The following is a 25,721-nucleotide window of genomic DNA, read 5'->3' as shown; positions in this document are numbered from 1 at the left end:
ACCTCTCCAACCGGCACCGGGGGAACTTATTCATCGAGTGATTATGCGGTTTATAATTTATCGGGAGGAACTATTGCGGCGCCTTCAGGCGGTGCAAGACCTTCTGGATATATTGGAGCAGGACAGTCCTTTTTTGCCAAACCAAACAGCGCTGCGGCTGTAGTTTTTACTAACGAACAGCGTATCGACGCCAATAATACACAGTTTTACAAAACAGATAACGCCGATAAGAATCGTATCTGGCTGAATTTTACCAATACCGAAGGCGCTTTCAAACAGCTGCTTCTCGGATATTTTGAAGGAGCAACAAACAGCTGGGACACCAATTACGACGCGGCCACAATCAGCGGTAATTCGTATGTTGACTTTTACACCATCAGCGAAAGCAAAAAACTGACCATTCAAGGGCGTGCAATGCCTTTTGATGAGAAAGAGGTAATTCCCCTTGGATATAAAACAACCGCTGCCGGAGATTTTACCATCGCCATAGACACTGCAGAGGGATTGTTCGGCGCTCAGGCTGTTTATCTTGAGGATAAAACAACCGGAAAAATTCAGGACCTGACCGCGGGTAATTATACTTTTACCACAGAAGTGGGAACCTTTACAAGCCGTTTTGTTTTAAGCTATGTTAATAAAACACTAGGAAACGATGACTTTGAGAACCTGAAAGACGGTCTTTTGGTTTCGGTAAAAGACAAAACAGTTAAGATCACTTCTTCTAAGGAAAACATAAAAGAAGTAACGGTTTATGATATCTCAGGAAAATTGATCCACAGCAGTAAAAAAGTCGGAACTCCGGAACTGCAGATCTCAAACCTGCAGGCTGGAAATCAGGTGCTGATCGTGAAAATCAATCTTGAAAATGATTTTACAGCTTCCAGAAAAATTATTTTTCATTAAGAAGGAAATTATCTTATAAAAAAAAGTCCATTTGTTTTACAGCAAATGGACTTTTTTTATAAATCTTAAAACTTAAGGTTTCTCAATTAAAATACTTACAGCATTTCCGCCAAAACCAACTGCATTAATTAATATTTTTTTAAGGGGTCTCGTTTGCTGTTTTTCTTTTGCAAAAGGCACTTCAATAAATTTATCGTGTTGTAACATCAAAAGTGCCAATTCTAAACTCAACATTCCAGATGCACCAAAAGTATGTCCTATTTTCCATTTATTTGTGGTTAACAAAGGCAGTTGAGATCCGAATACTTTTTCAATAGCTCTCAACTCGGTCAAATCTCCTTTTATAGTTCCCGGTGCATGCATTACTATTGCATCAACAGAATTGAGATCAACATCTTGCAATGCCATTTTCATTGATTTCTGAAAACAATCTGCCTCAGCAGAAATTGAGATATTATGTTCCAGAATTTCGGTTGCAAAACCAACTCCTGTTACATAGGCAATAGCATTTTCTTTTTCACCAGATTCTAAACAGCATATTCCTGCACCTTCTCCCAAAACCATCGTGTTTTGTGTTTTCTCAAAATCAAAAGCCAGGTTTGGCCAGGCTTCATCTTCCTTATTAATTCGGGAATAGATTTTTAAAGCCCGCATCTGCGCAATTGTAAAATCGGTCAAAGGCGCTTCACTTCCTCCAATCAAAAACTTATCAGACATTCCTGATTTTAACCACGCAACCCCATTTAATAATGCATGCAGAGCGGTTGAACAGGTTATCGAATGCGAAATTTCCGGACCCACACTTTGTAAATCATGTGCAATCCAAGAAGAAATATTGCCTAAAGTGGTAGTTGGAGAAGCCAGAGTCTGTGCTTTACCAGTATCTAAATATTCTTTATAATGTTTTTCGAACAAATCTGTAGCACCGCGTGATGAACCTATATTAATTCCGAAAACATCACTTTTGCTCCATCCCGCCTGCTCGACTGCTTTTCGCGAAGCTGCTAAAGCAAACAAAACAGAATTATCTAAAAATTTATATTTAATGTCCGATTCACGGACTTCAGCAACGATCTTTTTAGATTCGGCTCCGAGTGCTGCGACAAAGGTTTCCTGCTGATCTAGAAATTGTTTTGAGAAACAATGTTCATTATCCAGATAATTTTTCCACACCTCTTCTGCACTATTTCCTAAAGGAGAAATAGAAGAAAAGGCTGTTATTGAGATCTTATTATTCAATGTTTTTTCTTTTAACTGCAAAATTTGCAAGTTTCTATTATAATTAAACCATTTCTATTGCTTCTTCAATAATCGAATATACTTTCTGAAGCTGTTCCTCTGTCATAATGTAAGGCGGCAGGATATAAACAATGTTTCCAACAGGCCTTAAAACAACTCCTTTTTCAATAAAGAAATTATACAATTTTGTCCGCATCGAGCCATAATAACTTTCTTCTGAATCCGATTTGATTTCTACAGCAAAAATAACCCCTAATGTTCTTGCGGTTATTACTTTTGAGTGCTTTTCAATTTTCTTTTGAAATGTTAAATGGCTTTTATTAATTCTTTCAATATTATCCTGCATTTCTTGGGTCTGCAGTAACTCGACACTTGCCAAAGCCGCAGCACAACCCGTTGGATTTGCAGTAAAAGTGTGTCCGTGAAATAATGCTTTATTGATATCATCATCATAAAAAGCATCAAAAACTTCTTGTGTAAAAGTTGTAATAGCCATCGGAATTGTTCCTCCCGTCAAGGCTTTAGACAAACAAATCATATCCGGATCAGCCTCTACATAATCCATTGCAAAGGTTTTTCCTGTTTTGCCAAAACCTGTCATCACTTCGTCGGCAATTGTCAACACTTTGTTGTCTTTACAAATTTGAATCAATTTTGCTAAAGATTCTGGTTCATACATCACCATTCCCGCTGCACCTTGCACCAAAGGTTCAAAGATAAATCCGGCGCAATTATAATTTTTAATCACATTTTCTAAAGCGTCAAAGCTGGTCTGCTCCTGCCCTTTTATCGGAACCGGAATTCGGACAACATCTATAAACATTCCTTGAAAAGCTTGCGTATAAAATGAAATTCCGCTTGCCGCCATTGCAGCAAAAGTGTCTCCGTGAAAAGCATTTTCAAAGGCTATTATCGTAGTTCGTTTTTCATTTTTATTGAAGAAATACTGCAATGCCACTTTAATTGCTACTTCAACAGCGGTAGAACCATTATCAGAAAAGAAGATTTTCTGCTGATTCTTAGGCAGGATTTCCATTAGTTTTTCGGCCACTTTAATCGCTGGCTCATGCGTAAAACCTCCAAACAAAACATGTTCTAAAGTGGTTAGCTGCTTGTAAATCGCATCGGCAATAAATTTATTGCTATGCCCAAACGGATTTACCCACCAAGAGGCAATTGCATCTATATATTCTTTATTGTTTTCATCCCAAAGTAATGCGCCTTCTCCTCTGGAAATTGCAATTGGGGTCTGAGAAGTTTTATGCTGGGTATAAGGATGCCAAAGATATTGGCTGTCTTTTTCTGTTAATGTCATTTTTTAGAGAATAGATTATAGAGTCAAGATGTAAGAAGAAAGACGCTATAGTTTCCGCAAAGATAAGAAAGTCTATTTGCTTACCCTCAATTCCCACCTCTATTCTATCGTTTCTTTACTCTATTTTTTACCAACAATTAGTGAGTTCAATCCTCTTTCTTCTTGACTCTTGCCTCTACATTTTCATAACCCAAGAAGGTTTTCTCGAAACAAATCGGCGTATTCTTTAATTACATTCTGATCAAAATACGGTTCTTCATCAATTCTTCCTATGCATTTTATTCCGGTTTTATTCAGAATCAAGCTTTCAGTCGATTTGTTTTCGCTTCCGCTAAAGATAATTCCCGCTACTTGAAAACCTCTATGCTGAATCGCTTCAATGGTCAGCAACGTATGATTAATACTTCCTAAATAATGTCTTGAAACCACAATTATTTTATAATCAGGCTGAATCAAATCTACAATTGTATCTTTCTCGTTTAACGGAACAAAAATGCCTCCAGCGCCTTCAATAACCAAATGATTTTCTGTTTTGGGTTCCTGAATTTCTTTTAAATCAATTGAAATTCCGTCAATTTCTGCAGCCAAATGCGGACTTGCAGGCGTATTTAATTCATACGCGTTTGGGAAAAATTGAGATTTTGAATTGGAAATTTTAGACTTTACTTTGTGAGTATCGCTAAGATCTAAATCTCCCGCTTGTATTGGTTTCCAATAGTCAGCTTCTAAAGCTTCAACCACAATTGTCGAAGCTACCGTTTTACCAACATCAGTAGAAATTCCTGTAATAAATATTTTCATAGTTTCTGTTTCTCAAGAATATTATTTCGCAGAGGATTCACGGAGAAAACGCAGAGATTCGCAAAATTATTTATTCTTTGTGTTGCTTTGTATCTTTGCGAACCTCTGCGAAATAATATTCGTTGCAAAAATACCAATAAAAACAACAAACCCATCAATTACGATGGGTTCTGTTTTATTCTTCTTTTAGTTCGTCGATTACTTTTCTGATTTCTTTGGCATATTTTCCGTAAAATAATTTTGTATGTCCTTCAGTCATAAACCACATCAAAATGACAAATACAAATACAATCAAAATAACTATTACTAACACATATTCTTGATTTGTATTTGAAATAAGATTTAATAGTTTTCCTGATTTTTTACCTAAAGGCAATAAAAACATATAAAACAATCCAAAAGGAAAAAAGGTATAACTAGCAGATTTATAGGTCTCAATAAACAATCTTATATTATAGTATATTTCGTATAAATTATCTTTAGTTGATGTCGCAACATTTGCAAAATTTTTATAATAGATATATAATCTTATTGCAAATGCAATTGAGATTATTATTGAAACTGCATACAGCAAATAGTAGGCAAGAAAAAAACTATATTTCAAATCGATAAATAACGGAATTATCGGGACTAAAATCAACGAAATTACCTGAACGATCAATTCTTTTTTCAAATTTTTTCTAATTTTATCCAAAGGCATATTCACCGATTGTATTTTTTCTAAATTATTTGGAAGAACGATATTTTCAGTCTTTTCGTTATTCCATGCGTTTTGTATATCGTTAAAATCCATATCCTTGATTTTTAATTATTTCTTTTAATTTTTCTTTTGCTCTGTTTAATTTTACTCGGGCATTTCCTTCAGAGATCCCGAGATTTTCTCCTATTTCTTTATGAGAGAAACCTTCCAATTGATAAAAAATAATGGCTTTATCAATCTTCTCGAGTTTTTGCACTGCTTTATAAAAATGATCCAGCTGGTTTTCTTTTATATGCGAATCGCCTTCATCGTCTTTAATATTTTCCGAAGCAATTTCATATTTGTCAACCTTTCGCTTTTCTTTCCTGAGGAAAACGATAGCGGTATTTACCGCTACCCGATACATCCAGGTAGAAAACTGGCTTTCATTTCTAAAAGTGTCATACGATTTCCAAAGCTGGCAGACAATTTCCTGAAACAAATCCTGCTGATCGTCATAGTTGTCCATGTACATCTTAGAGACTTTGTACAGAATCCCTTTGTGACTTTCTATCCGATTTAAAAACTCTTGTTCTTTCTCTTTCAAAATAGTTCTAATTCGTTACTGGTTTTACACTATATCCTGCTTTTCTTAACAAATTAATCACTCCTTCATCACCAGCCAAATGTCCTGAACCCACTGCTACAAATAAACTTTCTTTTTTCATCATTCCAGGCATTTTTTGAATCCAATTTTTATTTCTATCGTCAAGTATCCATTTTTTGGCGTTTTTGCTCATTATATTCTCATTAGCATTATAAAGATTCATTACATTTTCAGATTTATAATCCTCAACCATCTTCTTCGTTTCTGCTTTGCTAAAACTTTCAACAGTTTCAATCAATTCAGAATCTGTATAAGCATTTGCCAGCATGCTTGACTGCACTTTTACTGTTTCTAAACCTTCAATAGTTTTATTTTCTTTTTTAGCTAAATCTATAAAATCAGATTCATATGATTTTAAAGTTTCACAATCAAAAGTTTTTATAGAAATAAAACCCATAATTGCCGCCAATGTAAAGCTATCCAATTGTTTAACTTTAATACCTGTATTCTTTTGTAAAATAGCATCTACTTTTGACAATTGCTCGGGTGTTAATTTCTTGCTTAACGGTTCTGAACCCATACCGGCTTTTTGAGCTTCTGCAAGTTCATTAGGATCTGATATATTAACCTCCAGTATTAACTTGTCTGACTTCTGGAATGCGCTCTTCGTTTTCTCTGCCATAAAATAATCTGATGGACAAATTCCATGAATTGTTCCATAAACATAAGAAGGTTTTGTTAATCCGTTTCCAGAAACTTCCCACAAAAGAGAATTTTCAAGTTTTGGCGATTTTGTTTGTGCTTGAGCCGTTCCGTTAAAAACTAATACAATTACTGCGATTGCTGATGTAAATAAATTTTTCATTTGTTGATTGATTTTGATTGATGATTTTGATTGATTTGATTTGATTGATTTGATTTGATTGATTTGATTTGATTTGATTGATTTGATTGATGATTTAAAAAAGCCTCTTATTATTTGCTGTATTTTTTTCGCTGCGAAAAAGCCAAAGAAGCAAAAAACAAACAAAGCATAATCAGAAGTAGATCTTTATTTGGTTTGTCTAAAATAAATTGGTTTACAAGAGAATATGCTAGTCCTGCAGAAGCTAATTGAACAAACAAGAAATTGAATATTTTTTCGCCTATTGATGTTGATGTAGTTTTCATAATTATTTTGGTTTATTTAATTTGATTGATGATTGAAACGTATTTTAGTATTTAGTGTGTTTATTTCTCTGCAAAGAAGCTGCTACTCCTATTACTAAACAGACAGCGATAATAATACCGATAATTTTTATTAAAAAGTAACTTACTAAACCTACTAAAAATCCTATTGAAGCATATAGAATACTTTTTGAAAAATTTTCTTTTGACGAAGTTGATTTTGATTTCATAACATTTCATTTTTTGATTACGACTCGTAAGTGACCAAACAATCAAAACGTTACAAAAAAATTTAAACTTTTTTTTAAAACCCAGTAAATACAGGAGATTACAACAGTTATTTTTTTCATTCCGCAGAAATACACAAAGAAAAAACACAAAGATTCACAAAATTTTCTTTGTGTGTCTTTGTGTTACTTTGTGTATCTCTGTGAAATAACTTAAAACAAAAAATCTCGTAATAATTCTAAAACCTGAATAATTTCTTCTTCAGAATTATAGCTGTGAATGCAAAAACGAAGTCGTTCCTGTCCTTCTGGAACAGTCGGTGACAATATAGCTTTTATATCAAAACCTTTATCCTGAAGTTCCTGAGCTAAATTTTTAGCATTTTGATTTCCGGGAATAATAGCAGACTGAATCGAAGATTTACTTCTAACAAACATTGGCTTTAAGCCTAATAAGTTTTTCTGCTGATTAAAGAAAACGATATTCTGACGGAGTTTGTCAATCGATTCTTTTTCAATTTCTAATTGCTGGTAAGCTGTCAAAATTGTAGACACAGAATGTGGAGAAAGTCCGGTAGTATAAATAAAACTTCGGGCAAAGTTTACTAAATATTCTTTGAGTTCAAGACTTCCTAAAACAGCTGCGCCATGACATCCTAAACCTTTTCCAAAAGTCATAATTCGAGCAAAAATGCGGTTGTGCAATTGCAGATACTGCATTAGTCCTTCGCCCATTTCGCCAAAAACACCCAAAGTATGCGCTTCATCAACAACCAGATAACAATTGTACTTTTCAGAAAGTACCACAAGTTCTTCTAAATTTGGACTATCTCCATCCATAGAAAAAACAGTTTCAGTAACAATGTAAATATTTGTATCAGGGAATTTTAAAATCAGGCGCTCTAAATCTTCAAAATCATTATGGCTGAATTTATAAGATTTAGCATTTGACATTGAAATGCCGTCACGAATTGAGGCATGACTTAACTCATCATATAAAATAACATCATTTCTTTGCGGTACAGCGCTAAAAAAACCAACATTGGCATCGTAACCCGAATTAAAAATTAAAGCAGATTCTGCCTCATGAAATACCGCGATAAACGATTCTGCAATTTGATAAAGAGAATGATTTCCAGAAATTAATCTCGAGCCTGTTGCCCCGTTCTGGATAATATCATTTTCGATCAAATAATGATGCGACTGTTTAAAGATAGTTTCCGATTTTGAAAAGCCAATATAATCATTCGAAGAAAAATCAACCAGATTATTAAAACTTGGCAATTGTCTTAATGAATTATTATGTCTTCGAGCTTCAAGTTTCTGATTTAGATTTTCTGGTAATTTCATAAAAACAAAGTTAAAAAAAAATAAAGGGATGTAATACTATTTTACTAAACAGAACTACGCCTACTACATTCTAAAGAATAGAACTACGAATTCTACTAACCAAATAAATTATTGTTTATTGATTTTTTATTATTGTTTATCGATAATTTTAATATATTTACGCCGAATAAAAATCTAAAGAGTTATGAAAAACAACAACAGATTAGTTACCGTACTTTATATTATCTCGCGATTAAGTTTTCGCGCTTTTCAACTTTTCTTATTATTTGCCCTAATTTTTGAATGCATTCCAGATGGCAGTTTAGGAAGCTACAATTCTAATAGTCATCATTCTAAGGGATATCAAATAAATACTCACATTCAATTGAATATTCCGGACACACTAATTTTTTACAACAATAAAGAAGCAAGAACAGCTGGATCCATATTAAAAACCGGGGATAAAGAATTCGATAAAGATTTTAGTGAAATAAAAAACGATAAAAAAATAAACAAAACTTATCAAATCAATAATTTTGACGTTTATAGTATTAGTGATCACGATTTTAATACCAAAAAGGAATTTAACAATGTAGAACCACAGAATAACTTTTCGGATTTAAGTGTTATAGTTAATCCCAAAAATTACTTTTTAAAAGGTGCTTTATTAGTAAAAAACTATCTATCATTGGTTTTAGGATTATTTGTCAGCTATCAGCTTATGAGATTGTTTAAACAGTTAAGAACTGACTTTGCATTTGATCAATTACTGAATAAAAGAATTAGAAATATAGGATATTCGTTGGTATCATTTCAAATTATAAACATGACAATTAGCATTATAACAACGCAATATTTATCAACTATAAATTATTATCATTATATTCCAACAGTTGAAAACTCAAAATTTCAGTTTATGAATCTCAGTACTTATGTTGAATATAACTGGCAAACGCTTTTTATGGGATTGTGTTTGGTAGTTTTAGCAAAATTATTAAGCTATGGATATGACCTTCAAAACGAAAATGAATTAACAATATAATTATGCCAATCATCGTAAATCTTGATGTAATGCTTGCGAAAAGAAAAATGCGTTCGAACGAATTAGCAGAACGAATTGGCATTACTACAGCAAATCTTTCTATTTTGAAAACAGGAAAAGCAAAGGCAATCCGGTTTTCAACTTTAGAACTTATCTGCGAAATTCTTGAATGTCAGCCAGGAGATATTATGGAATTTGTAAAGGAAGAATAATTCTCATCTACACTACAGCTCTATTTTATATAAGAAGTATTTTTAAACTAAAAGCAACGAAATCATAAAAGCCGAACATTACTGTTCGGCTTTTTAATTTATTTAAAAATTGTCTCAGTGAACTAATACAATAATTTTTAAACTGCACTTATAAAAGGTGATTGTCTGCTAAATTTTGATTCAGCCATTTCCCTAATCATAAAACTTGCAATATCATATGCACTGATTTTATCGCCCAAACAGTCCTCAAGACTTACTCCTAATTCAGAACTAACATCTGTAAACTCAATAAACGGAACCCGAACTTGTGTCCAATTTATGTTACTTGCTTCCAATAAATCATACGCTTTTTGTCGGTCTTCCTGAATAACCGGAAAATTAGATTTCATCCATTCCGTAGCCATTTGGGTTTTGGTACTTTTTTTATCAAATGGAGTATCGATATTCAATCCTGCTAATAAAACATAACGTTTAATTCCGTAATCATTCATGATCTGCAAAATGTTATTTGTTGCCAAACTCGCCACAAGAGGTTCGTCTTTTCGCTGTCCGATTGTTGTAATTACAGCATCACAATCCTGAAGTAATAATTTTATAGCTTCGAGATCAAGCGCATCGCCTTTGATAATTTTGATTTGTGAACTTTGAATGGAGAAATTCTGCAGATTTCTAAGTAAAAGTTTAATAGTAAATCCTTCTTTTAATAACTGGTTTACAAGATAATTTCCAGTTCTTCCGCCACCGCCTAAAACGGCAACCTTATTTATATTTTTCATATATTCTTTATAAAATTTGACATAAATATTTTACACTTTATCAAGCCGATAAAGCGAGATAATAAAAGCTTACTGAGCTTTTATCGAATCAATATTTTATAAAGAGATTTTAATACTTCAAATATAGAAGAATTATATCAAACAAAAAAGCCGAACATTACTGTTCGGCTTTTTAATTTATTTAAAAATTGTCTTAGTCAACTAAAACAATAATTTTATTGTCTTTCATTTCGATAGTACCTGACGTAATTTCTAATGTATAAGTCTGGTCATTTACTCTCGTGAATTTACTCGCTGCCTCTTTAGAAAAATTGAAGTTTGAAGCTGCAATTTTAATAGTTCCTTTTTCTAGAATAGAAACAATAGGAGCGTGATGATTCAATATTTGAAAGCTTCCATCAACTCCAGGTAATGTAACTGATGTTACTTCTCCTGAAAATAATTTTGCTTCTGGTGATACTATTTCTAAAATCATAATTTTAATAATTGATAATTGATAATTGTCAATTGATAATTATCAATTGAATTATGCTTCAGCCAACATTTTTTCTCCAGCTTCGATTGCATCCTGAATAGAACCTTTCAAGTTGAAAGCTGCTTCTGGAAGATGATCTAACTCACCATCGATAATCATGTTGAATCCTTTGATAGTATCTTTAATATCTACTAATACTCCAGGAATACCAGTAAATTGCTCTGCTACGTGGAATGGCTGAGACAAGAAACGTTGTACACGACGCGCTCTAGATACAGAAAGTTTATCTTCTTCTGATAATTCTTCCATACCAAGAATTGCGATAATATCTTGTAATTGTTTGTATTTTTGAAGAATCTCTTTTACTCTTTGTGCACAGTCGTAGTGCTCATTTCCTAAAATTTGAGGAGTTAAAATTCTTGAAGTAGAATCTAACGGGTCAACCGCTGGATAAATACCAAGCTCAGCAATTTTACGAGACAATACAGTTGTTGCATCTAAGTGGGCGAAAGTTGTAGCCGGCGCCGGGTCAGTTAAGTCATCCGCAGGAACGTAAACCGCTTGTACAGATGTAATAGATCCTTTGTTTGTAGATGTAATACGCTCTTGCATAGCTCCCATCTCTGTTGCTAGAGTTGGTTGGTATCCTACTGCAGAAGGCATACGACCTAAAAGTGCCGATACTTCAGAACCTGCTTGAGTAAAACGGAAGATATTGTCAACGAAGAACAATACATCTTTACCTTGATCAGTTCCAGCTCCATCACGGAAATATTCAGCGATAGATAATCCTGAAAGTGCTACACGAGCACGAGCTCCAGGAGGCTCATTCATTTGTCCGAAAACGAAAGTAGCTTTAGACTCTCTCATTCCTGGCATATCTACTTTAGATAAATCCCATCCTCCATTTTCCATAGAGTGCATGAAATCATCACCGTATTTAATAATTCCTGACTCTAACATCTCACGAAGCAAGTCATTTCCTTCACGTGTTCTTTCTCCTACTCCTGCGAATACTGAAAGTCCACCGTGACCTTTTGCGATATTGTTGATCAACTCCTGAATCAATACTGTTTTACCAACACCTGCACCACCAAACAATCCAATTTTACCTCCTTTTGCGTAAGGCTCGATCAAATCGATTACTTTAATACCTGTGAATAAAACTTCTGATGAAGTTGATAAATCTTCAAATTTAGGAGCTGGTCTGTGAATAGGTAAACCATTTTCTCCAGTTTTTGGCAATTCACCTAAACCGTCAATGGCATCTCCAACAACATTAAATAATCTTCCATATACATCTGGACCGATTGGCATTTGGATTGGATTACCAGTTCCAACTACTTCATATCCTCTTGACAAACCATCTGTTGAGTCCATAGAAATGGTACGCACAGTGTTTTCACCAATGTGAGATTGTACTTCTAGAACTAATAAAGTTCCATCTTTTTTTGTGATTTCTAATGAATCATAAATTTTTGGAAGTTCAACATCTTTACCGTTGAAAACTACGTCTACTACTGGTCCAATGATTTGAGCAACTTTTCCTATTACTTTTGACATTACTTATGTGTTTATTAAATAGCTATTTAGGTTTATCGAAAATACCTCTTTTTTCAGAGCGCAAAGATAATTTTTTAAAATATAAAATCAATTTTTTTTTCATAAAAAATAGCATGATTTTGTTTGATTCCTAAAAGTAGAGCCTCAAATAACAAAAACAGCATTTTTTCGTTAAAATAAAAAAAAGTCACAACGCTCTAAAAACGTGTGACTTTATTATTAAAAATTGCGATTTTATTGTAATGTAGCCGGATATTGAATTGGGTACGTTGACAAATCAACATGACGCAGTGTAGCTCCAAACTTAACATTGATTGCATCTACAAATATATTTGCGATTAAACCATATCCTCTTGCACTCGGGTGAATTCCATCTAAAGAGAAAGCTCCTCCGGTAACATACGAAGATGTCAAACTAAAGTTTCCAAATTTAATTCCGCCACTTGACAATTGGGTTAATACGGTTCTTGTATCTACAAAAGCAAGCCCTTTTTCGTCTGCAATTGCTTTAATAGCTACATTGTAAGCATCTGTAGCTTTCTTTACTTCTGCTACTTCATCTTTAGTAAGCACCCAGCTATCTGCCAACGGAACTGAAAGTCCGTTTACTTTTGTAGCATCTCCTCCAACAGTTGTCCCAATAAATGTTCTTGCAGAAAGCACAATTAAATCTTCTTTTGTCGCTTGTCTGTAAGACGGAAGTCCATAAGCAGAAAGATCTGTTAGATAGCTGTCTACTACTACGACTGCATTATTACCTGCTGCAAAAGTAATTTTTCTCCTTGCGGCTTCATCAGCAGAAAGTAATTTGTTAGTTACCATTTGCTGCAAACCTCCATTATAAGTTGCGTAACCTGCATTTAACTGTCCTGCCAAAGTCGCAGTAAGCGGCGCCGGATTGTAAGGAACCGTGATAAAATAAGGCAAACTCGTAATATATGGAAGATTAGCTACTACTCCTTTTGCACCTTTGGCAGTTAAAGCGGTAACCAAGCTGGTATATACATTTTTAAATACTGTAGGGTCTGTAATATCATTGCCGCCGTAAGTTTGCGGATTAAAATTACCCGTTTGATCTTTTCCAACTCCTCCGGAAATTGCATAACTCAAAACATCATTACCCCCAATAAACAGAGAGAAAAAAGTGGGATTCTGAGCCACGGCATCAGCCAAAACAGTTGTAGAAGATGAACTTGCAAATCTCGCAAAATAAGGATTTGCCGCACCAGAAGCCACACCAGCCACATTACCGTAACCGGCAGCAACTAAATGAAAACTTTTTGCACCCGGAACGCCTAAGTTATTAAACGTACCTGTTAGATGACTTGTAACTTCTGTGGTTGGTTTTCCAGTCACATTTACTGGAGCAGAACCATTAAAATACAAGCGGGTTCCAGCTATTACATTTCCTCCCAACAACAAACCACCGATATTATCATTCATAAGCGGCGTAGTAAAAGTACCTCCTCCAGCAGCAACAAACTGCTGTGCCAAAATATTTACATAAGCCCCTTCCTGTCCTCTTTTAAAAAGAGCATTGTCACTATATCCAGCTGCAAAAGAATCTCCCAGGGATACATATTTTGTAAACACCGCAGACCCAGGAGTCACAGGAACTTCTGCCGGGGTATTATCACTATCATCATTGTTGCACGCTATCATGGTTAAAGAAACCAATAACAGCCATTTTATATTTTTTTTCATGTTATAGACTTTTTAAATTATTAGCTCTTTCATTATTCTTAAAAAAAACAACTAAGAGAAAGACAAATTTTATTAATTATTACTAATTAAGGATTAATTGTCCAGGAAGCAAAAACCATTTTCCCCACTGCTCCAGCCCCAATTACCTGAAGATAATCTGAACCAAAAAGATTTGTTGCTCCAACTTTAATAACTGATTTCAGTTTTGGTATTCCATAATTAATCTGAGCATCAAGAACTGTATTTTCCGGAATCATTCCATCTCCAAAAGAAGACTGCCATAAATATTCTGTATTCCATCTTACATTAACATTAAATCCTAAATTTTTAGTAACTTTTGAATTACCAAGCGAAGCTTTAATTCTATGTTTTGGTGTATTAAATCCAGCTACGAAACTTGGATCATCAGACTGATCAAAATCAAACTGAGAATAGTTATAGTTTGCACCTAATTCAAAGTCTTTATATACTTTTTTAGACAAACCTACTCCAAAGCCTAAAGAAGAAATTTTTGCTGTAGTATTTGTATAAACCTGATAAACTCTTCTGTCTCCAAATGCTAATGCCTGATAACTTCTCTGCACTTCTACATTAGTAGGATCTGTTCCAGCTGTACCATAATATGGAGAAATAACTCTGGAAGTATTCATGAAGTCATTATAAAGATTATAATACCCATTAATATCTATTGACAAATCATTCTGAACAACTGTACGATATCCTGCTTCAAAAGCCTGTACTTGCTCTGGTTTTACTAATCTTACATTTGCAAGCTTAAGATCATTAGGGTTTGCAGACAATGCAAATGCCTGAACAGAAGCTACAGTGTAAGCATTCTCATAAGCATCACGACCAGACATTCCTATGGTGGCCGGCTGTCCCGCAATTGCTTGTCCGGAAGCACTCACTACTACAGTTTCCTGAAAACGATCTAAATTTTCTGCAGCAGATCCAATTAATGCAAATGGTCCTAAATCTAAACCAATGTATTGATCTTGCGTAGTTGGATTACGAAATCCTGTTTGGTAGGAAACTCTAAAATTATGTCTTTTAGATTCCCCTGCAGAATATACAAATGAAACTCTTGGAGAAAGATTACCGTCAAAGTTTTGACTTTTGTCATAACGTAAAGATCCTGTAAATTTTAATCTGTCATCCAGGAATTTTTTTTGCAATTGTGCATAAGCACCATATTCTTTATATTCAATTGGACCATCATAATCTGTAAAGATCGTTCCTTCAGAATCCATTACATATTTTCTCCAGGAACCACCAACCTGAATTTCTGCAAATTTAATCAGATCTCTAAAATTATAGTTTACATCTGAATGATACAATTTTGAATGATCAATAAATTTAGCTCCCTGAGTTAAATCAGGATTACTTGTAACTGCTTTAAGAGCACTGTTGAATTGTGCAGAACCTGGCTCAAATCTTGCAGATCTTGGAGCACTTGGATTTAAAGGATCAGTATTTGGAACCAAAGGTAAATTTGGCGAAATGTTATAATCTGCAAAGTTTCTGGCATAAACCGCAGCGTCGTTTGCATTCAAACCAAGAACTGCAGAAGACAACTGAAAAGCTGTTCCATAATCTGTAAACCAATTTTTATCTGATTTAGCCATTCTATTAACATTCCAGCCTGCAAATCTCATATCATAAGAATTCCCGGCATCCTCGCTTGTAAAATAAACTCTTGCAAAAAAGTTTTTCCCTTTTACTTCAAATTTACCTTGCTGCATAAGAAAATCTTTTAGAGCATATCTATTGGCACCTTGATAAATAGTACTTCCTGTACCTATTTTATACTGCAATATAATCTCAGTATCATCTGCCCAAGGTTTAAAATGCATACCAAAATCAGCTTTCATGCTTTTAACCTTATTATCAGTCAGATCTTGTTCGCGATATCCAGTTCTGCTCACTTGCCCGACATTCGGAATAGAAGTTGTAACCTCGTCACCATAAATATTCAATCCATCGTAATTTTGATTCATTGCATGTCCGATAGAGCCGCCAGTCATACTTCTAGTATCTGCAGCAATCCATTCAGATGCTTCCATGTAAGTAAAATTGGCTTTCATTGCAAAATGCTTGGTAAATGCTTTTGCTGCTCTAATTCCGAAATCATTATAATCATTTGTTCCGGACGCTTTTTGAGTTGTTTGTCCGTATTTATAATAAACACTGATTCCTTCATTCGTAAACGGACTTTTACTATTCATAAACATAATTCCGTTGAAAGCATTCGCACCATAAAGAGCAGAAGACGCTCCCGGCAAAAGTTCAACACTTGCCACATCGATGTCAGAAATTCCAATTAAATTTCCCAGCACAAAGTTTAAAGCCGGTGATGAGTTGTCCATTCCATCTACTAATTGCATAAAACGGGTATTTGCAACTGTAGCAAAACCTCTTGTGTTTACAGACTTAAAAGAAATACTGCTTGTATTAAAATTTACTTCTTTTAAGTTTTCTAAACCATCATAGAAAGTTGCTGCTGTTGTGTTTTTAATTTCTTGGATACCCATTCTTTCAATTGTAACAGGAGATTCAATTACTCTTTCGGGAGTTCTTGAAGCCGAAACAACTATTTCATCCAATTTGGTTTCTTCATCTTTTAAAACCACATCTACTTTTTGGCTGAACGATGTAACACTGACCGTTTTGGATTCAAAACCGACAGCCGATATTTTAATCGTAATTGGCAGCTTAGCCGAAGTACTTAATTTAAATGTACCATCAAAATCGGTAGAAGTGCCAGTGGTACTTCCAACAACATTAATATTGGCACCAGGAATTGATTGCTTGTTACCATCTGTAACTGAACCAGTAATTGTATTCTGCGCAAAGGACATTCCGCTGAAAAACAACATAATTAGCACATAGATTCTCATTTGGATTTGTTTTTTAGTTAGTTTATATAGCCAAAATACAAATATTTTTGATATTAATAAAAAAACGTTAAAATAATTTAATATTTACTATTAATAATAATAAAAAATTAACTATTCTACAACTACTTTTATTTGAATAAAATCAAATTTAAAGCTACTAACGAATAAAATACTATGCATACATATAATTTTTAAGAATATTTTTAAACATTTAATAAAAATTACCAGTTTGTAAAAATAATTTGATAATAAAAAAAATCCAGCTAAAAATCTTTGTTTTTAACATGTAACAAAAAATCAGGCAATAAAAAAAGCGAGATATAAAATATCTCGCTTTTTAAAAATTCTAATATATTTTAAAACTTTACTCCACAGTAACAGACTTCGCCAAATTACGCGGCTGGTCAACATTACAACCTCTCATAACTGCAATATAGTAAGAAAGCAGTTGCAACGGAATTGTCGTAATAAGCGGTGATAAAGCATCTGAAGTTTCAGGAATTTCGATTACATAATCTGCCAATTCACGAACTTGTGTATCTCCTTTTGTAACAACTGCGATAATTTTACCGCTTCTAGATTTTATTTCTTGAATGTTACTTACAATTTTATCATAATGACCTTGTTTAGGCGCAATTACTATAACAGGCATATGCTCGTCGATTAAAGCAATTGGACCATGTTTCATTTCGGCTGCAGGATAACCTTCAGCATGAATATATGAAATTTCTTTAAGCTTTAAAGCTCCTTCAAGTGCAACCGGGAAATTGTATCCACGGCCTAAATAAAGACAGTTTGGCGCATCTTTAAAAGCTGCAGCAATTTCTTTTGCACGATCATTTGTTTCTAATGCTTCAGCAACTTTTTCAGGAATCAATTCTAATTCTTGCAAATAAGCATGAAAATCAGAATTTGATAAGGTTCCTTTTGCTTTTCCTAATCGCAATGCGATCATGGTTAAAACTGTAATTTGAGTTGTAAAAGCTTTTGTAGAAGCTACTCCAATTTCCGGCCCAGCGTGTGTGTATGCACCTGCATGGCTTTCTCTTGAAATAGACGAACCTACAACATTACAAACTCCAAATACGAAAGCACCATTTTCTTTTGCTAATTTAATAGCTGCCATAGTATCTGCTGTTTCTCCAGATTGAGAAATTGCAATTACAATGTCATCTTTATTTATGATTGGGTTTCTGTATCTAAATTCAGAAGCATATTCTACTTCAACCGGAATACGGGTAAATTCTTCAAAAATATACTCCGCAACTAAGCCGGCATGCCATGAAGTACCGCAGGCAACAACTAAAATTCGCTTAGCGTTTAAGAATTTTTCAAGATTATCTTCAACACCCGCCATCTGAACGATACCTTCATTTGCATGAAGTCTTCCTCTGTAAGTATCTTTGATTACACTTGGCTGTTCGTAGATTTCTTTTAGCATGAAATGGTCGTAACCGCCTTTTTCAATCTGCTCCAAATTCATCTGAAGTTCTTGAATATAAGGATCAACTAATGAGTCATCTTTTATTTTTCTAACTTTAAGAGGCTTATGCAGTCTGATATTTGCCATTTCGCCATCTTCAAGATAAATCGCATTTGAAGTATATTCTATAAAAGGCGAAGCATCAGAAGCGATAAAAAACTCTCCTTCTCCAACTCCAATCGCCAACGGACTTCCTAATCTCGCAGCCACAATTTCGTTTGGATTCTTTTTATCAAAAACCGCAATCGCATACGCTCCTACTACTTGATTTAAAGCAACTTGAACTGCTTTTCCAAGTTTTATACCTTCTTTTTTCTGAACTTCTTCAATTAAGTTTACTAAAACTTCGGTATCAGTATCAGATTTAAAAGTATATCCTCTTTTTATTAATTCTTCTTTAAGCGGAGCGTAATTCTCAATAATTCCGTTATGAATAATTACTAATTCTCCAGAATTAGAAACATGAGGATGAGAGTTTACATCATTAGGAACACCATGCGTTGCCCAGCGTGTATGCCCAATTCCAATCGTTCCGTTTATTGTAAAATCCTCTTTTGCTTTCGCTTCAAGATCGGAAACTTTACCTTTTGTTTTACAAAGTTTAATACCATCCTGGTCATCATACAACATTACACCAGCACTATCATACCCTCTGTATTCGAGTCGCTTTAATCCTTTGATAACAATAGGATACGCCTCTCTATGACCGATATATCCAACAATTCCACACATATATATTAATTAATTTGGTTTCGTGTAGTAAACCTCAAGTCGCAGCCTTTTATCTTCCGGAACATTAGCCGAAGCTTTTGATCCATATAATATTGTACCCAGTGGATTCATAACTGAAGCTCTCGGTGCTTCTGAAATATTAGTATTTTTTAGCTTTAATGCATTTGAAGCTACAATACTTACGCTTTCTGAAACAACTAACCCTAATTTTACATTTTGGGCTGTTTTATCTTTTATAAGATTACGAATATGATTCGTTATCCTAATTTTATAAGTAGTACCTCTTTTATTGTTGTCAAGAGCAATAATTCCCCCAAAAATGTATTTTACATCTTTTGGATCATTTGAAATACTGCTGGTCGTTCCATCATTATAATCCGTAAGAGGAACATTGTTTGTCAAATCGTACAGATAAACTCTTTTGGGTTCTTTTGCACCAGCCATCGACGCGGCATCAATATGAAAAGTCAAATTAGCTTCATTTACAAGCCATTTATTAGCTCTAATTTCATCTAGTTTAGAAACAAAATTATCAAGGCTTATAATAGCCAATGAACCTTGCCCTCCTTTTAGATAAAGTTTTTCATCTCCTTCGGTTGCATTTGGCGATTTAATTGCAGCATCATAAGTAGCTTGCTTTACATCTTCAAGAAAATTTGCTGTGCTTACAGCACCTGTACCACCTGTAAAATTAAGAACCAATGTCTTTCTTTCTTTTGTTTCTCCATCTGTGGTTACGGCTGTTTTGGCTTTGTATTTAATAGTGATTTTACCTGCAGCAAAATTCATTATTGCCATATTAGCAGGATGTCCATCTGCCCTTTCTACTTTAAAATACAAACCTCTAAAATATTCCTGAAAAACATCTGCAGAGGAAAGTTTTGAAGTAGGAGCTTTTAAAATTTTATCTTCAAAAAGTTGCCTATTTAAATTTAAATGCATTTCTGGAGCCGTTCTTGTAGTCGTCTCAACACCATTAGCATCTTTTGTTTTAGTAACGATTTCGCTGTTATCAAAAAGGAACAATTTATTCTGTTTATCAACTAGTGTGTCATTTAAAGGCGCTCCTACTTTAACAGCATCAAAAGCAGCGTTTTCATCTGTGTAATACAATTGAGCCTGCTGCGAATTATTATTAAAATAAGAACTGCGCATCTGCATGCCAGATTCATAAACACTCAATTTAAGTTTACCAACTTTACCAACAGAGGGGTCAAAAATAGAATCTAATGCATAGGTTGTACTTCCTGTTAAAGCATCTACACTAACTGAATGATAGAAATAAGGTATACTTAAAACAACACTCTCTACTTCTGGAGATTCTCCAATTGTAGGCGAATATTCTGCAAGAGTTAACTGTGTAGCAAAATTTGCCGTAGTTGTACCAAAAACCGGATTATCATAAATACCCAGCGCATTATTTGTCAATGCATTGGACTGAATTGGAGTTACTTCTTGGTTATAAGCTAAAACATCATATTTTTCAGATTGAAGTCCAAAGTGATCGTCACCGATCAAATCATCACCAATTGCATTAAAATCTTTATCACAAGAATATAAAAGGACAACAGTTAAAGCTAAAAGAATTTTCTTAATAAAAGAAGTATTGTACATGTTTAATAATAATGTTAAATTTAAAGACCCATCGTTTTATAGAAATTTGTATACGCCTCAGCGAATGCATCTTTCGTGGCGAAAGGTAAAAAAGGTTTTCCTGAAGATTCTATAAATTTTGTTAAACTTGGAGAAACGTTTTCTGAAGCGATAATGACAGCATCTGAATGTAAAATGCTGGCTTTTAATATATTCTCGTAATTTGGTATTTCTAAATCAGCAACTGATTCGTGCGGAACACCATCAAATTTTACTTTATTGATCATTTCCAAATCTAAATTTTCATCAAAAGACTGACCGTAAACAGAGGTTACAATTTTAGTTTCAGAAAATAAAGCTTCGTTTTTATAGTAATGTTTCATGTAAATTGGAAGCATTGCAGCCAGCCATCCGTGAACGTGAATGATATCCGGAACCCAATTTAATTTTTTTACCGTTTCAACAACTCCTTTTGCAAAAAATATGGCGCGCTCATCGTTATCAGGATACAAAACTCCTTCTTCGTCAGCAAAAGTTGCTTTACGTTTAAAATACTCATCATTATCAATAAAATAAACTTGAATTCTTTCTTTCGGAATTGAAGCTACCTTGATAATCAACGGCATATCTAAATCATTCACTACCAAATTCATTCCAGAAAGTCTAATCACTTCATGCAATTGGTGTCTTCTTTCGTTTATATTTCCATATCTTGGCATGAAAATTCTTATCTGACCTCCTTGATCGTTAATCATTTTTGGAACGTCATAAGACATTAAAGAAACCTCATTTTCAGCCAAATAAGGCACGACTTCAGATGATACGTATAATATCCTCTTATCTTTCATAATAGTATTTTACTTAATTTTTGGTAATAAAAACGTCGCAAAATTACAAAATTTTATGCAGTTTATAACTAATATATTATGTTTGCACTAAATTTTAATAATACTCCCATGCATATTTTCTACGGTAAAGTGGCTTTGATAGCATATTTGAAAACTATCAAAACTGCAAATTCCACTATCGGATTTGTACCAACTATGGGCGCTTTACACCAAGGCCATCTTGCTTTAATGCAACGATCGCTAAAAGAAAACGACGACACTGTTGTGAGTATTTTCGTAAATCCTACACAATTTAACAACTCAGAAGATTTAGCAAAATACCCGAGAACACTCGAAGAAGATGTTAAGAAAATGCGTACATTAAGTGATAAAATCATTTTATATGCACCTTCTGTCGAAGATATTTACGAAGGAAATACTGTTTCGCAAAATTTTGACTTTGATGGATTGGAAAATCAAATGGAAGGAAAATTCAGACCAGGTCATTTTAATGGTGTTGGAACTATAGTAAAACGCTTGTTTGAAATTGTAACTCCCACAAATGCTTATTTTGGAGAAAAAGATTTTCAGCAGTTGCAAATTGTAAAAAAACTTGTAGAAAAAAATAACATTCCGGTAAACGTTATGGGTTGTCCAATTTTTAGAGAAGAAAATCTTTTGGCAATGAGTTCCCGCAACGAAAGACTAACTGCAGAAGAACGAAAAGAAGCCGCAATAATCTATAAAGTTTTGACCGAAGCAAAAGAAATATTTCAAAACAGCAGTCCGCAAGAAACTATAGATTTTGTAGAAAATGCGTTTAAGGATAACGAACGATTTGAACTTGAATATTTTGTTATTGCTGACGAATCCACATTATTATCTATCGATCATAAAAGTAAAGACAAAAAATACCGTGCGTTTATAGCAGTATTTGTTAATTCTATAAGACTGATTGACACCATTTCATTAAATTAATTTACCTTTGCAGCATGCAAATTCAAGTTATAAAATCTAAAATTCATCGTGTTAAAGTAACAGGTGCCGATTTAAATTACATTGGCAGTATTACTATTGATGAAACTTTACTGGAAGCTTCAAATATTATTGAAGGTGAAAAAGTATCTATTGTAAACATTAATAATGGCGAACGTTTTGAAACTTACGCTATTAAAGGTGAAAAAAATTCAGGCGAAATTACACTGAACGGACCTGCAGCAAGGAAAGTTCAAAAGGATGATATTATTATTATCATTTCTTATGCAACACTGGAATTTGAAGAAGCCAAAACCTTCAAACCCTGGATTATTTTCCCTAATGAAAATGATAACTCGCTAACCTAAGTTTTCCTTTTATTTCTCTTTTTCCTACTTATTTGTCAAATTATTTTTGAACAAAGAATCCCTCTTTTGCCTAAATACAACTGATTTAGGCAAATAACGTCATTGCTTTTTTAAAATCCCAGTCTAACAAAAAAGCAAATAAAATACTATATTGCTCCCTATTTTAAAATACTTTTTTAATTCACTGAAATGCCACAAATCATGAAAAAAGTTTACCTACTGTTTCTCTTAATTTCTATTTCTTCATTTGCACAGAAAACTTTCGACAATATTAAATCTGTAAAACTCGGTGTAGAGCGCAGAATAACAATCGGACTTCCTGCATCTTATGAAGCAAACAAAGACAAAAAATACCCTGTACTTTATTTATTAGACGGTGATTACCTTTTTGACGCCTTCTCTGGAGCAGTTTCATACGGAACCTATTGGGATGATCTTCCTGAAATGATTATTATTGGAATTCATCAAAATAAAGACGGAGAACGTTATGACGATACCACAATTGACCAAAACACCGGACTGCCTTTTGAAAAAGGTGCTGAGTTTTTTGAATTTATCGGTGCAGAACTTGTTCCTTATATCGAAAAAAAATACCGAACTTCTCCTTTCAGACTTATTGCAGGTCATGATATAACAGCAAGTTTTATCAATTTTTACCTTTACAAAGAAGAACCGCTTTTCAACGCGTATATTTGCCTTAGCCCGGAACTTGCTCCAAAAATGGAAGTTCGTATTCCCGAAAAATTTGCAAAAACCAAAAAACCATTATCTTTCTATCTTTCAGTTGCAGATGGTGACATCAAAAAGATTAAAGAACCGATTGAAAAATTAGACAGCAATATTAAAATCGCAAATAATCCGTTAGTAAGTTATAAATATGATGTATTTAAAGGTACGACTCACTATACAGAAGTTTTACATTCAATTCCGAGTGCATTATATTCTATATTTGAAGTTTACAGACCTATAAATTCTACAGAATACAACGATAAAATTGCCGTTCTTCAAACTGGATATGCAGATTATTTGGAGAAAAAATACCTAGCAATGTCAGAAATTCTGGGAGTTCAGATTCCTGTTAGAATGAGTGATTTTAAAGTAATTGAAAATGTTATTTTAAAAAGAAATGCTTACGATGAACTAGGAAGAATGGCCGAAATAGGAAATACATATTATCCAAAAGCAATGTTGGGCGAATACGAATTAGGTTTGATGTACGAAAAAATGGGTGATCCAAAACATGCTTCAAAAAAATATCAAAATGCATCGCAAATGGAACCAATTGGCGATTTGAATAAAGATATGATGTATGAGAAGATTGACGAAATGAATACACTTGCCAAAAAAACTAAATAATGTCAAAAGTTAAAACTTCCTTTTTTTGCCAAAGCTGCGGTACCCAATATGCCAAATGGCAGGGACAATGCAATGCCTGCAAAGAATGGAATACTATTGCCGAAGAGATCATTCAGAAGCAGGAAAAAACAGCTTGGAAAAGTGAGCCCACTTCTACAAGCAAAGCGCCGAGACCGTTAAAAATTAACGAAATCGATTCTGCTCTGGAAATACGCATGGACACGACCGACGGCGAACTAAATCGCGTTTTGGGCGGGGGCATCGTGCCTGGATCTCTAACTCTTTTGGGAGGAGAACCGGGAATCGGAAAAAGTACACTTTTACTTCAGATATCTTTAAAATTACCTTATAAAACTTTATACGTTTCTGGCGAAGAAAGTCAGAAACAGATTAAAATGCGTGCCGAAAGAATCACGCCAAACAGCGACAATTGTTATATTCTGACTGAAACCAAAACGCAGAATATTTTCAAGCAGATTGAAGCCATTCAGCCAGAAATTGTAATTATAGATTCCATCCAGACTTTGCACACAGATTATATCGAATCTACAGCCGGAAGTATTTCTCAAATTAGAGAAACCACTGCCGAACTGATAAAATTTGCAAAAGAAACCAATATTCCGGTTATTTTGATTGGGCATATTACCAAAGATGGAAATATAGCGGGACCAAAAATTCTGGAACACATGGTCGATACCGTTCTTCAGTTTGAAGGCGACCGAAACCACGTTTACCGAATTTTGAGATCTTTAAAAAACCGTTTTGGCTCTACCGCCGAACTCGGAATTTATGAAATGTTGGGAAGCGGTTTACGCGAAGTCAGCAATCCATCAGAAATATTGATTTCGCACAAAGACGAAGAAATGTCGGGAACTGCAATTGCAACAACCATGGAAGGCATGCGCCCGTTGATGATCGAAATTCAATCGCTTGTAAGTACCGCAGTTTACGGAACTCCGCAAAGAAGTACAACTGGTTATAATGCAAAAAGACTAAACATGATTTTGGCTGTTTTAGAGAAAAGAGCCGGATTTCGTTTAGGTGCCAAAGACGTATTCTTAAACGTTACGGGAGGTATTTCTGTTGATGATCCTGCAATTGATTTGGCTGTTGTGGCCGCCATTTTATCATCAAATGAAGATATTCCAGTTACAAAAGGATTTTGTTTTGCAGGAGAAGTGGGGCTTTCCGGCGAAATTCGTCCGGTAAATCGTGTGGATCAGCGTATTCAGGAAGCCGAAAAATTAGGTTTCACCAGTATATTTGTATCGAAGTACAACAAAATTGCCTTAAAAAATACCGGAATCAAGATTGAGCTTGTTGCTAAAATTGAAGATGTAGCCAGTATTCTTTTTGGTTGATTATTCACTGCAGCTTTCACAAATCAGCACGAATTATTTTAGTGCGGCTTTATTTCAATTTGCCTTAAATAAATTGAATTTATGCTGATT

General features: G+C 34.1%; 24 protein-coding genes. 7 read left to right on the top strand and 17 right to left on the bottom strand.

Annotation, left to right across the window (positions count from 1 at the left end; translation table 11 throughout):
• Positions 1-903 (top strand): T9SS sorting signal type C domain-containing protein (locus tag B0A68_RS13585; RefSeq protein WP_133072204.1); only part of this gene is annotated, 903 nt, incomplete at its 5' end.
• 72 nt (positions 904-975) lie between these two features.
• Here the strand turns inward: B0A68_RS13585 and B0A68_RS13580 are convergent.
• The 9 genes from B0A68_RS13580 to B0A68_RS13540 all read right to left on the bottom strand — a co-directional run bounded on the left by B0A68_RS13580 (position 976) and on the right by B0A68_RS13540 (position 8,288).
• Positions 976-2,142, bottom strand: coding sequence for a beta-ketoacyl synthase N-terminal-like domain-containing protein (locus tag B0A68_RS13580; protein ID WP_035688422.1), 1,167 nt, complete (start codon positions 2,140-2,142; stop codon positions 976-978).
• A 43-nt stretch (positions 2,143-2,185) separates the two neighbouring features.
• Positions 2,186-3,457: an adenosylmethionine--8-amino-7-oxononanoate transaminase gene (bioA, locus tag B0A68_RS13575; RefSeq protein ID WP_035687547.1), complete on the bottom strand. Its 1,272-nt coding sequence runs from the start codon at positions 3,455-3,457 to the stop codon at positions 2,186-2,188.
• 183 nt (positions 3,458-3,640) lie between these two features.
• Positions 3,641-4,258 carry a dethiobiotin synthase gene (bioD, locus tag B0A68_RS13570; protein ID WP_035687545.1) on the bottom strand — a complete coding sequence of 206 codons (618 nt, stop codon included), beginning with the start codon at positions 4,256-4,258 and terminating at the stop codon, positions 3,641-3,643.
• Between the two features lie 175 nt (positions 4,259-4,433).
• On the bottom strand, positions 4,434-5,051 hold the full coding sequence (locus B0A68_RS13565) for a hypothetical protein (RefSeq protein WP_035687543.1): 618 nt from the start codon (positions 5,049-5,051) through the stop codon (positions 4,434-4,436).
• Complete coding sequence (locus B0A68_RS13560; protein WP_394332269.1) at positions 5,041-5,472, bottom strand: RNA polymerase sigma factor; 432 nt, start codon at positions 5,470-5,472, stop codon at positions 5,041-5,043. Before B0A68_RS13560 ends, B0A68_RS13565 begins: the two co-directional genes overlap by 11 nt.
• Positions 5,473-5,551: 79 nt before the next feature.
• Positions 5,552-6,409 carry a TraB/GumN family protein gene (locus B0A68_RS13555; RefSeq protein ID WP_035687538.1) on the bottom strand — a complete coding sequence of 286 codons (858 nt, stop codon included), beginning with the start codon at positions 6,407-6,409 and terminating at the stop codon, positions 5,552-5,554.
• 110 nt (positions 6,410-6,519) lie between these two features.
• On the bottom strand, positions 6,520-6,714 hold the full coding sequence (locus B0A68_RS13550; RefSeq protein ID WP_035687535.1) for a hypothetical protein: 195 nt from the start codon (positions 6,712-6,714) through the stop codon (positions 6,520-6,522).
• Positions 6,715-6,758: 44 nt separating this feature from the next.
• Positions 6,759-6,941 carry a hypothetical protein gene (locus B0A68_RS13545; protein WP_035687532.1) on the bottom strand — a complete coding sequence of 61 codons (183 nt, stop codon included), beginning with the start codon at positions 6,939-6,941 and terminating at the stop codon, positions 6,759-6,761.
• Positions 6,942-7,151: 210 nt separating this feature from the next.
• Positions 7,152-8,288 (bottom strand): aminotransferase class I/II-fold pyridoxal phosphate-dependent enzyme, encoded by a 1,137-nt coding sequence (locus B0A68_RS13540; protein ID WP_035687529.1) that lies wholly within the window; start codon positions 8,286-8,288, stop codon positions 7,152-7,154.
• A gap of 184 nt (positions 8,289-8,472) precedes the next feature.
• Here B0A68_RS13540 and B0A68_RS13535 point away from each other — a divergent pair, with 184 nt between their 5' ends.
• A complete protein-coding gene (locus B0A68_RS13535; RefSeq protein WP_035687525.1) occupies positions 8,473-9,309 on the top strand; it encodes a DUF2975 domain-containing protein in 837 nt (278 codons plus the stop codon).
• Positions 9,310-9,311: 2 nt separating this feature from the next.
• The gene (locus B0A68_RS13530; protein ID WP_035687524.1) at positions 9,312-9,521 is read left to right on the top strand and encodes a helix-turn-helix domain-containing protein; all 210 of its coding nucleotides are present in this window, start codon (positions 9,312-9,314) and stop codon (positions 9,519-9,521) included.
• A gap of 137 nt (positions 9,522-9,658) precedes the next feature.
• Here B0A68_RS13530 and B0A68_RS13525 read toward each other — a convergent pair whose 3' ends face one another.
• The 8 genes from B0A68_RS13525 to B0A68_RS13490 all read right to left on the bottom strand — a co-directional run bounded on the left by B0A68_RS13525 (position 9,659) and on the right by B0A68_RS13490 (position 21,592).
• Positions 9,659-10,297 carry an NAD(P)-dependent oxidoreductase gene (locus tag B0A68_RS13525; protein ID WP_035687522.1) on the bottom strand — a complete coding sequence of 213 codons (639 nt, stop codon included), beginning with the start codon at positions 10,295-10,297 and terminating at the stop codon, positions 9,659-9,661.
• Between the two features lie 193 nt (positions 10,298-10,490).
• The gene (locus tag B0A68_RS13520; protein WP_035687521.1) at positions 10,491-10,772 is read right to left on the bottom strand and encodes a F0F1 ATP synthase subunit epsilon; all 282 of its coding nucleotides are present in this window, start codon (positions 10,770-10,772) and stop codon (positions 10,491-10,493) included.
• Between the two features lie 51 nt (positions 10,773-10,823).
• Entirely contained in the window at positions 10,824-12,335 is a 1,512-nt protein-coding gene (gene atpD / locus B0A68_RS13515; protein WP_035687520.1) for a F0F1 ATP synthase subunit beta, read from the bottom strand.
• A 234-nt stretch (positions 12,336-12,569) separates the two neighbouring features.
• The gene (locus B0A68_RS13510) at positions 12,570-14,039 is read right to left on the bottom strand and encodes an SGNH/GDSL hydrolase family protein (RefSeq protein ID WP_035687517.1); all 1,470 of its coding nucleotides are present in this window, start codon (positions 14,037-14,039) and stop codon (positions 12,570-12,572) included.
• A gap of 86 nt (positions 14,040-14,125) precedes the next feature.
• Entirely contained in the window at positions 14,126-16,936 is a 2,811-nt protein-coding gene (locus B0A68_RS13505; protein ID WP_035687514.1) for a TonB-dependent receptor, read from the bottom strand.
• Positions 16,937-17,300: 364 nt separating this feature from the next.
• Positions 17,301-19,151, bottom strand: coding sequence for a glutamine--fructose-6-phosphate transaminase (isomerizing) (gene glmS / locus B0A68_RS13500; RefSeq protein WP_035687512.1), 1,851 nt, complete (start codon positions 19,149-19,151; stop codon positions 17,301-17,303).
• Between the two features lie 9 nt (positions 19,152-19,160).
• Positions 19,161-20,765, bottom strand: coding sequence for a DUF4270 domain-containing protein (locus tag B0A68_RS13495; protein ID WP_035687510.1), 1,605 nt, complete (start codon positions 20,763-20,765; stop codon positions 19,161-19,163).
• 20 nt (positions 20,766-20,785) lie between these two features.
• Positions 20,786-21,592, bottom strand: a complete 807-nt coding sequence (locus tag B0A68_RS13490) for a glycogen/starch synthase (RefSeq protein WP_035687508.1) — start codon at positions 21,590-21,592, stop codon at positions 20,786-20,788.
• A gap of 78 nt (positions 21,593-21,670) precedes the next feature.
• Here B0A68_RS13490 and panC point away from each other — a divergent pair, with 78 nt between their 5' ends.
• The 4 genes from panC to radA all read left to right on the top strand — a co-directional run bounded on the left by panC (position 21,671) and on the right by radA (position 25,631).
• Positions 21,671-22,549, top strand: coding sequence for a pantoate--beta-alanine ligase (gene panC / locus B0A68_RS13485; protein ID WP_035687505.1), 879 nt, complete (start codon positions 21,671-21,673; stop codon positions 22,547-22,549).
• Positions 22,550-22,563: 14 nt separating this feature from the next.
• The gene (gene panD, locus B0A68_RS13480; RefSeq protein WP_026727479.1) at positions 22,564-22,914 is read left to right on the top strand and encodes an aspartate 1-decarboxylase; all 351 of its coding nucleotides are present in this window, start codon (positions 22,564-22,566) and stop codon (positions 22,912-22,914) included.
• A 201-nt stretch (positions 22,915-23,115) separates the two neighbouring features.
• Complete coding sequence (locus B0A68_RS13475) at positions 23,116-24,270, top strand: alpha/beta hydrolase (protein WP_035687502.1); 1,155 nt, start codon at positions 23,116-23,118, stop codon at positions 24,268-24,270.
• Positions 24,270-25,631, top strand: a complete 1,362-nt coding sequence (radA, locus tag B0A68_RS13470) for a DNA repair protein RadA (RefSeq protein WP_035687499.1) — start codon at positions 24,270-24,272, stop codon at positions 25,629-25,631. Before B0A68_RS13475 ends, radA begins: the two co-directional genes overlap by 1 nt.
• Positions 25,632-25,721: the final 90 nt, after the last annotated feature.

Source organism: Flavobacterium reichenbachii, from assembly GCF_002217435.1.
Classification (GTDB): Bacteria; Bacteroidota; Bacteroidia; order Flavobacteriales; family Flavobacteriaceae; genus Flavobacterium; species Flavobacterium reichenbachii.
Note: the sequence above shows the minus strand (reverse complement) of the source record. Positions and strands in the feature narration are given on the sequence as shown.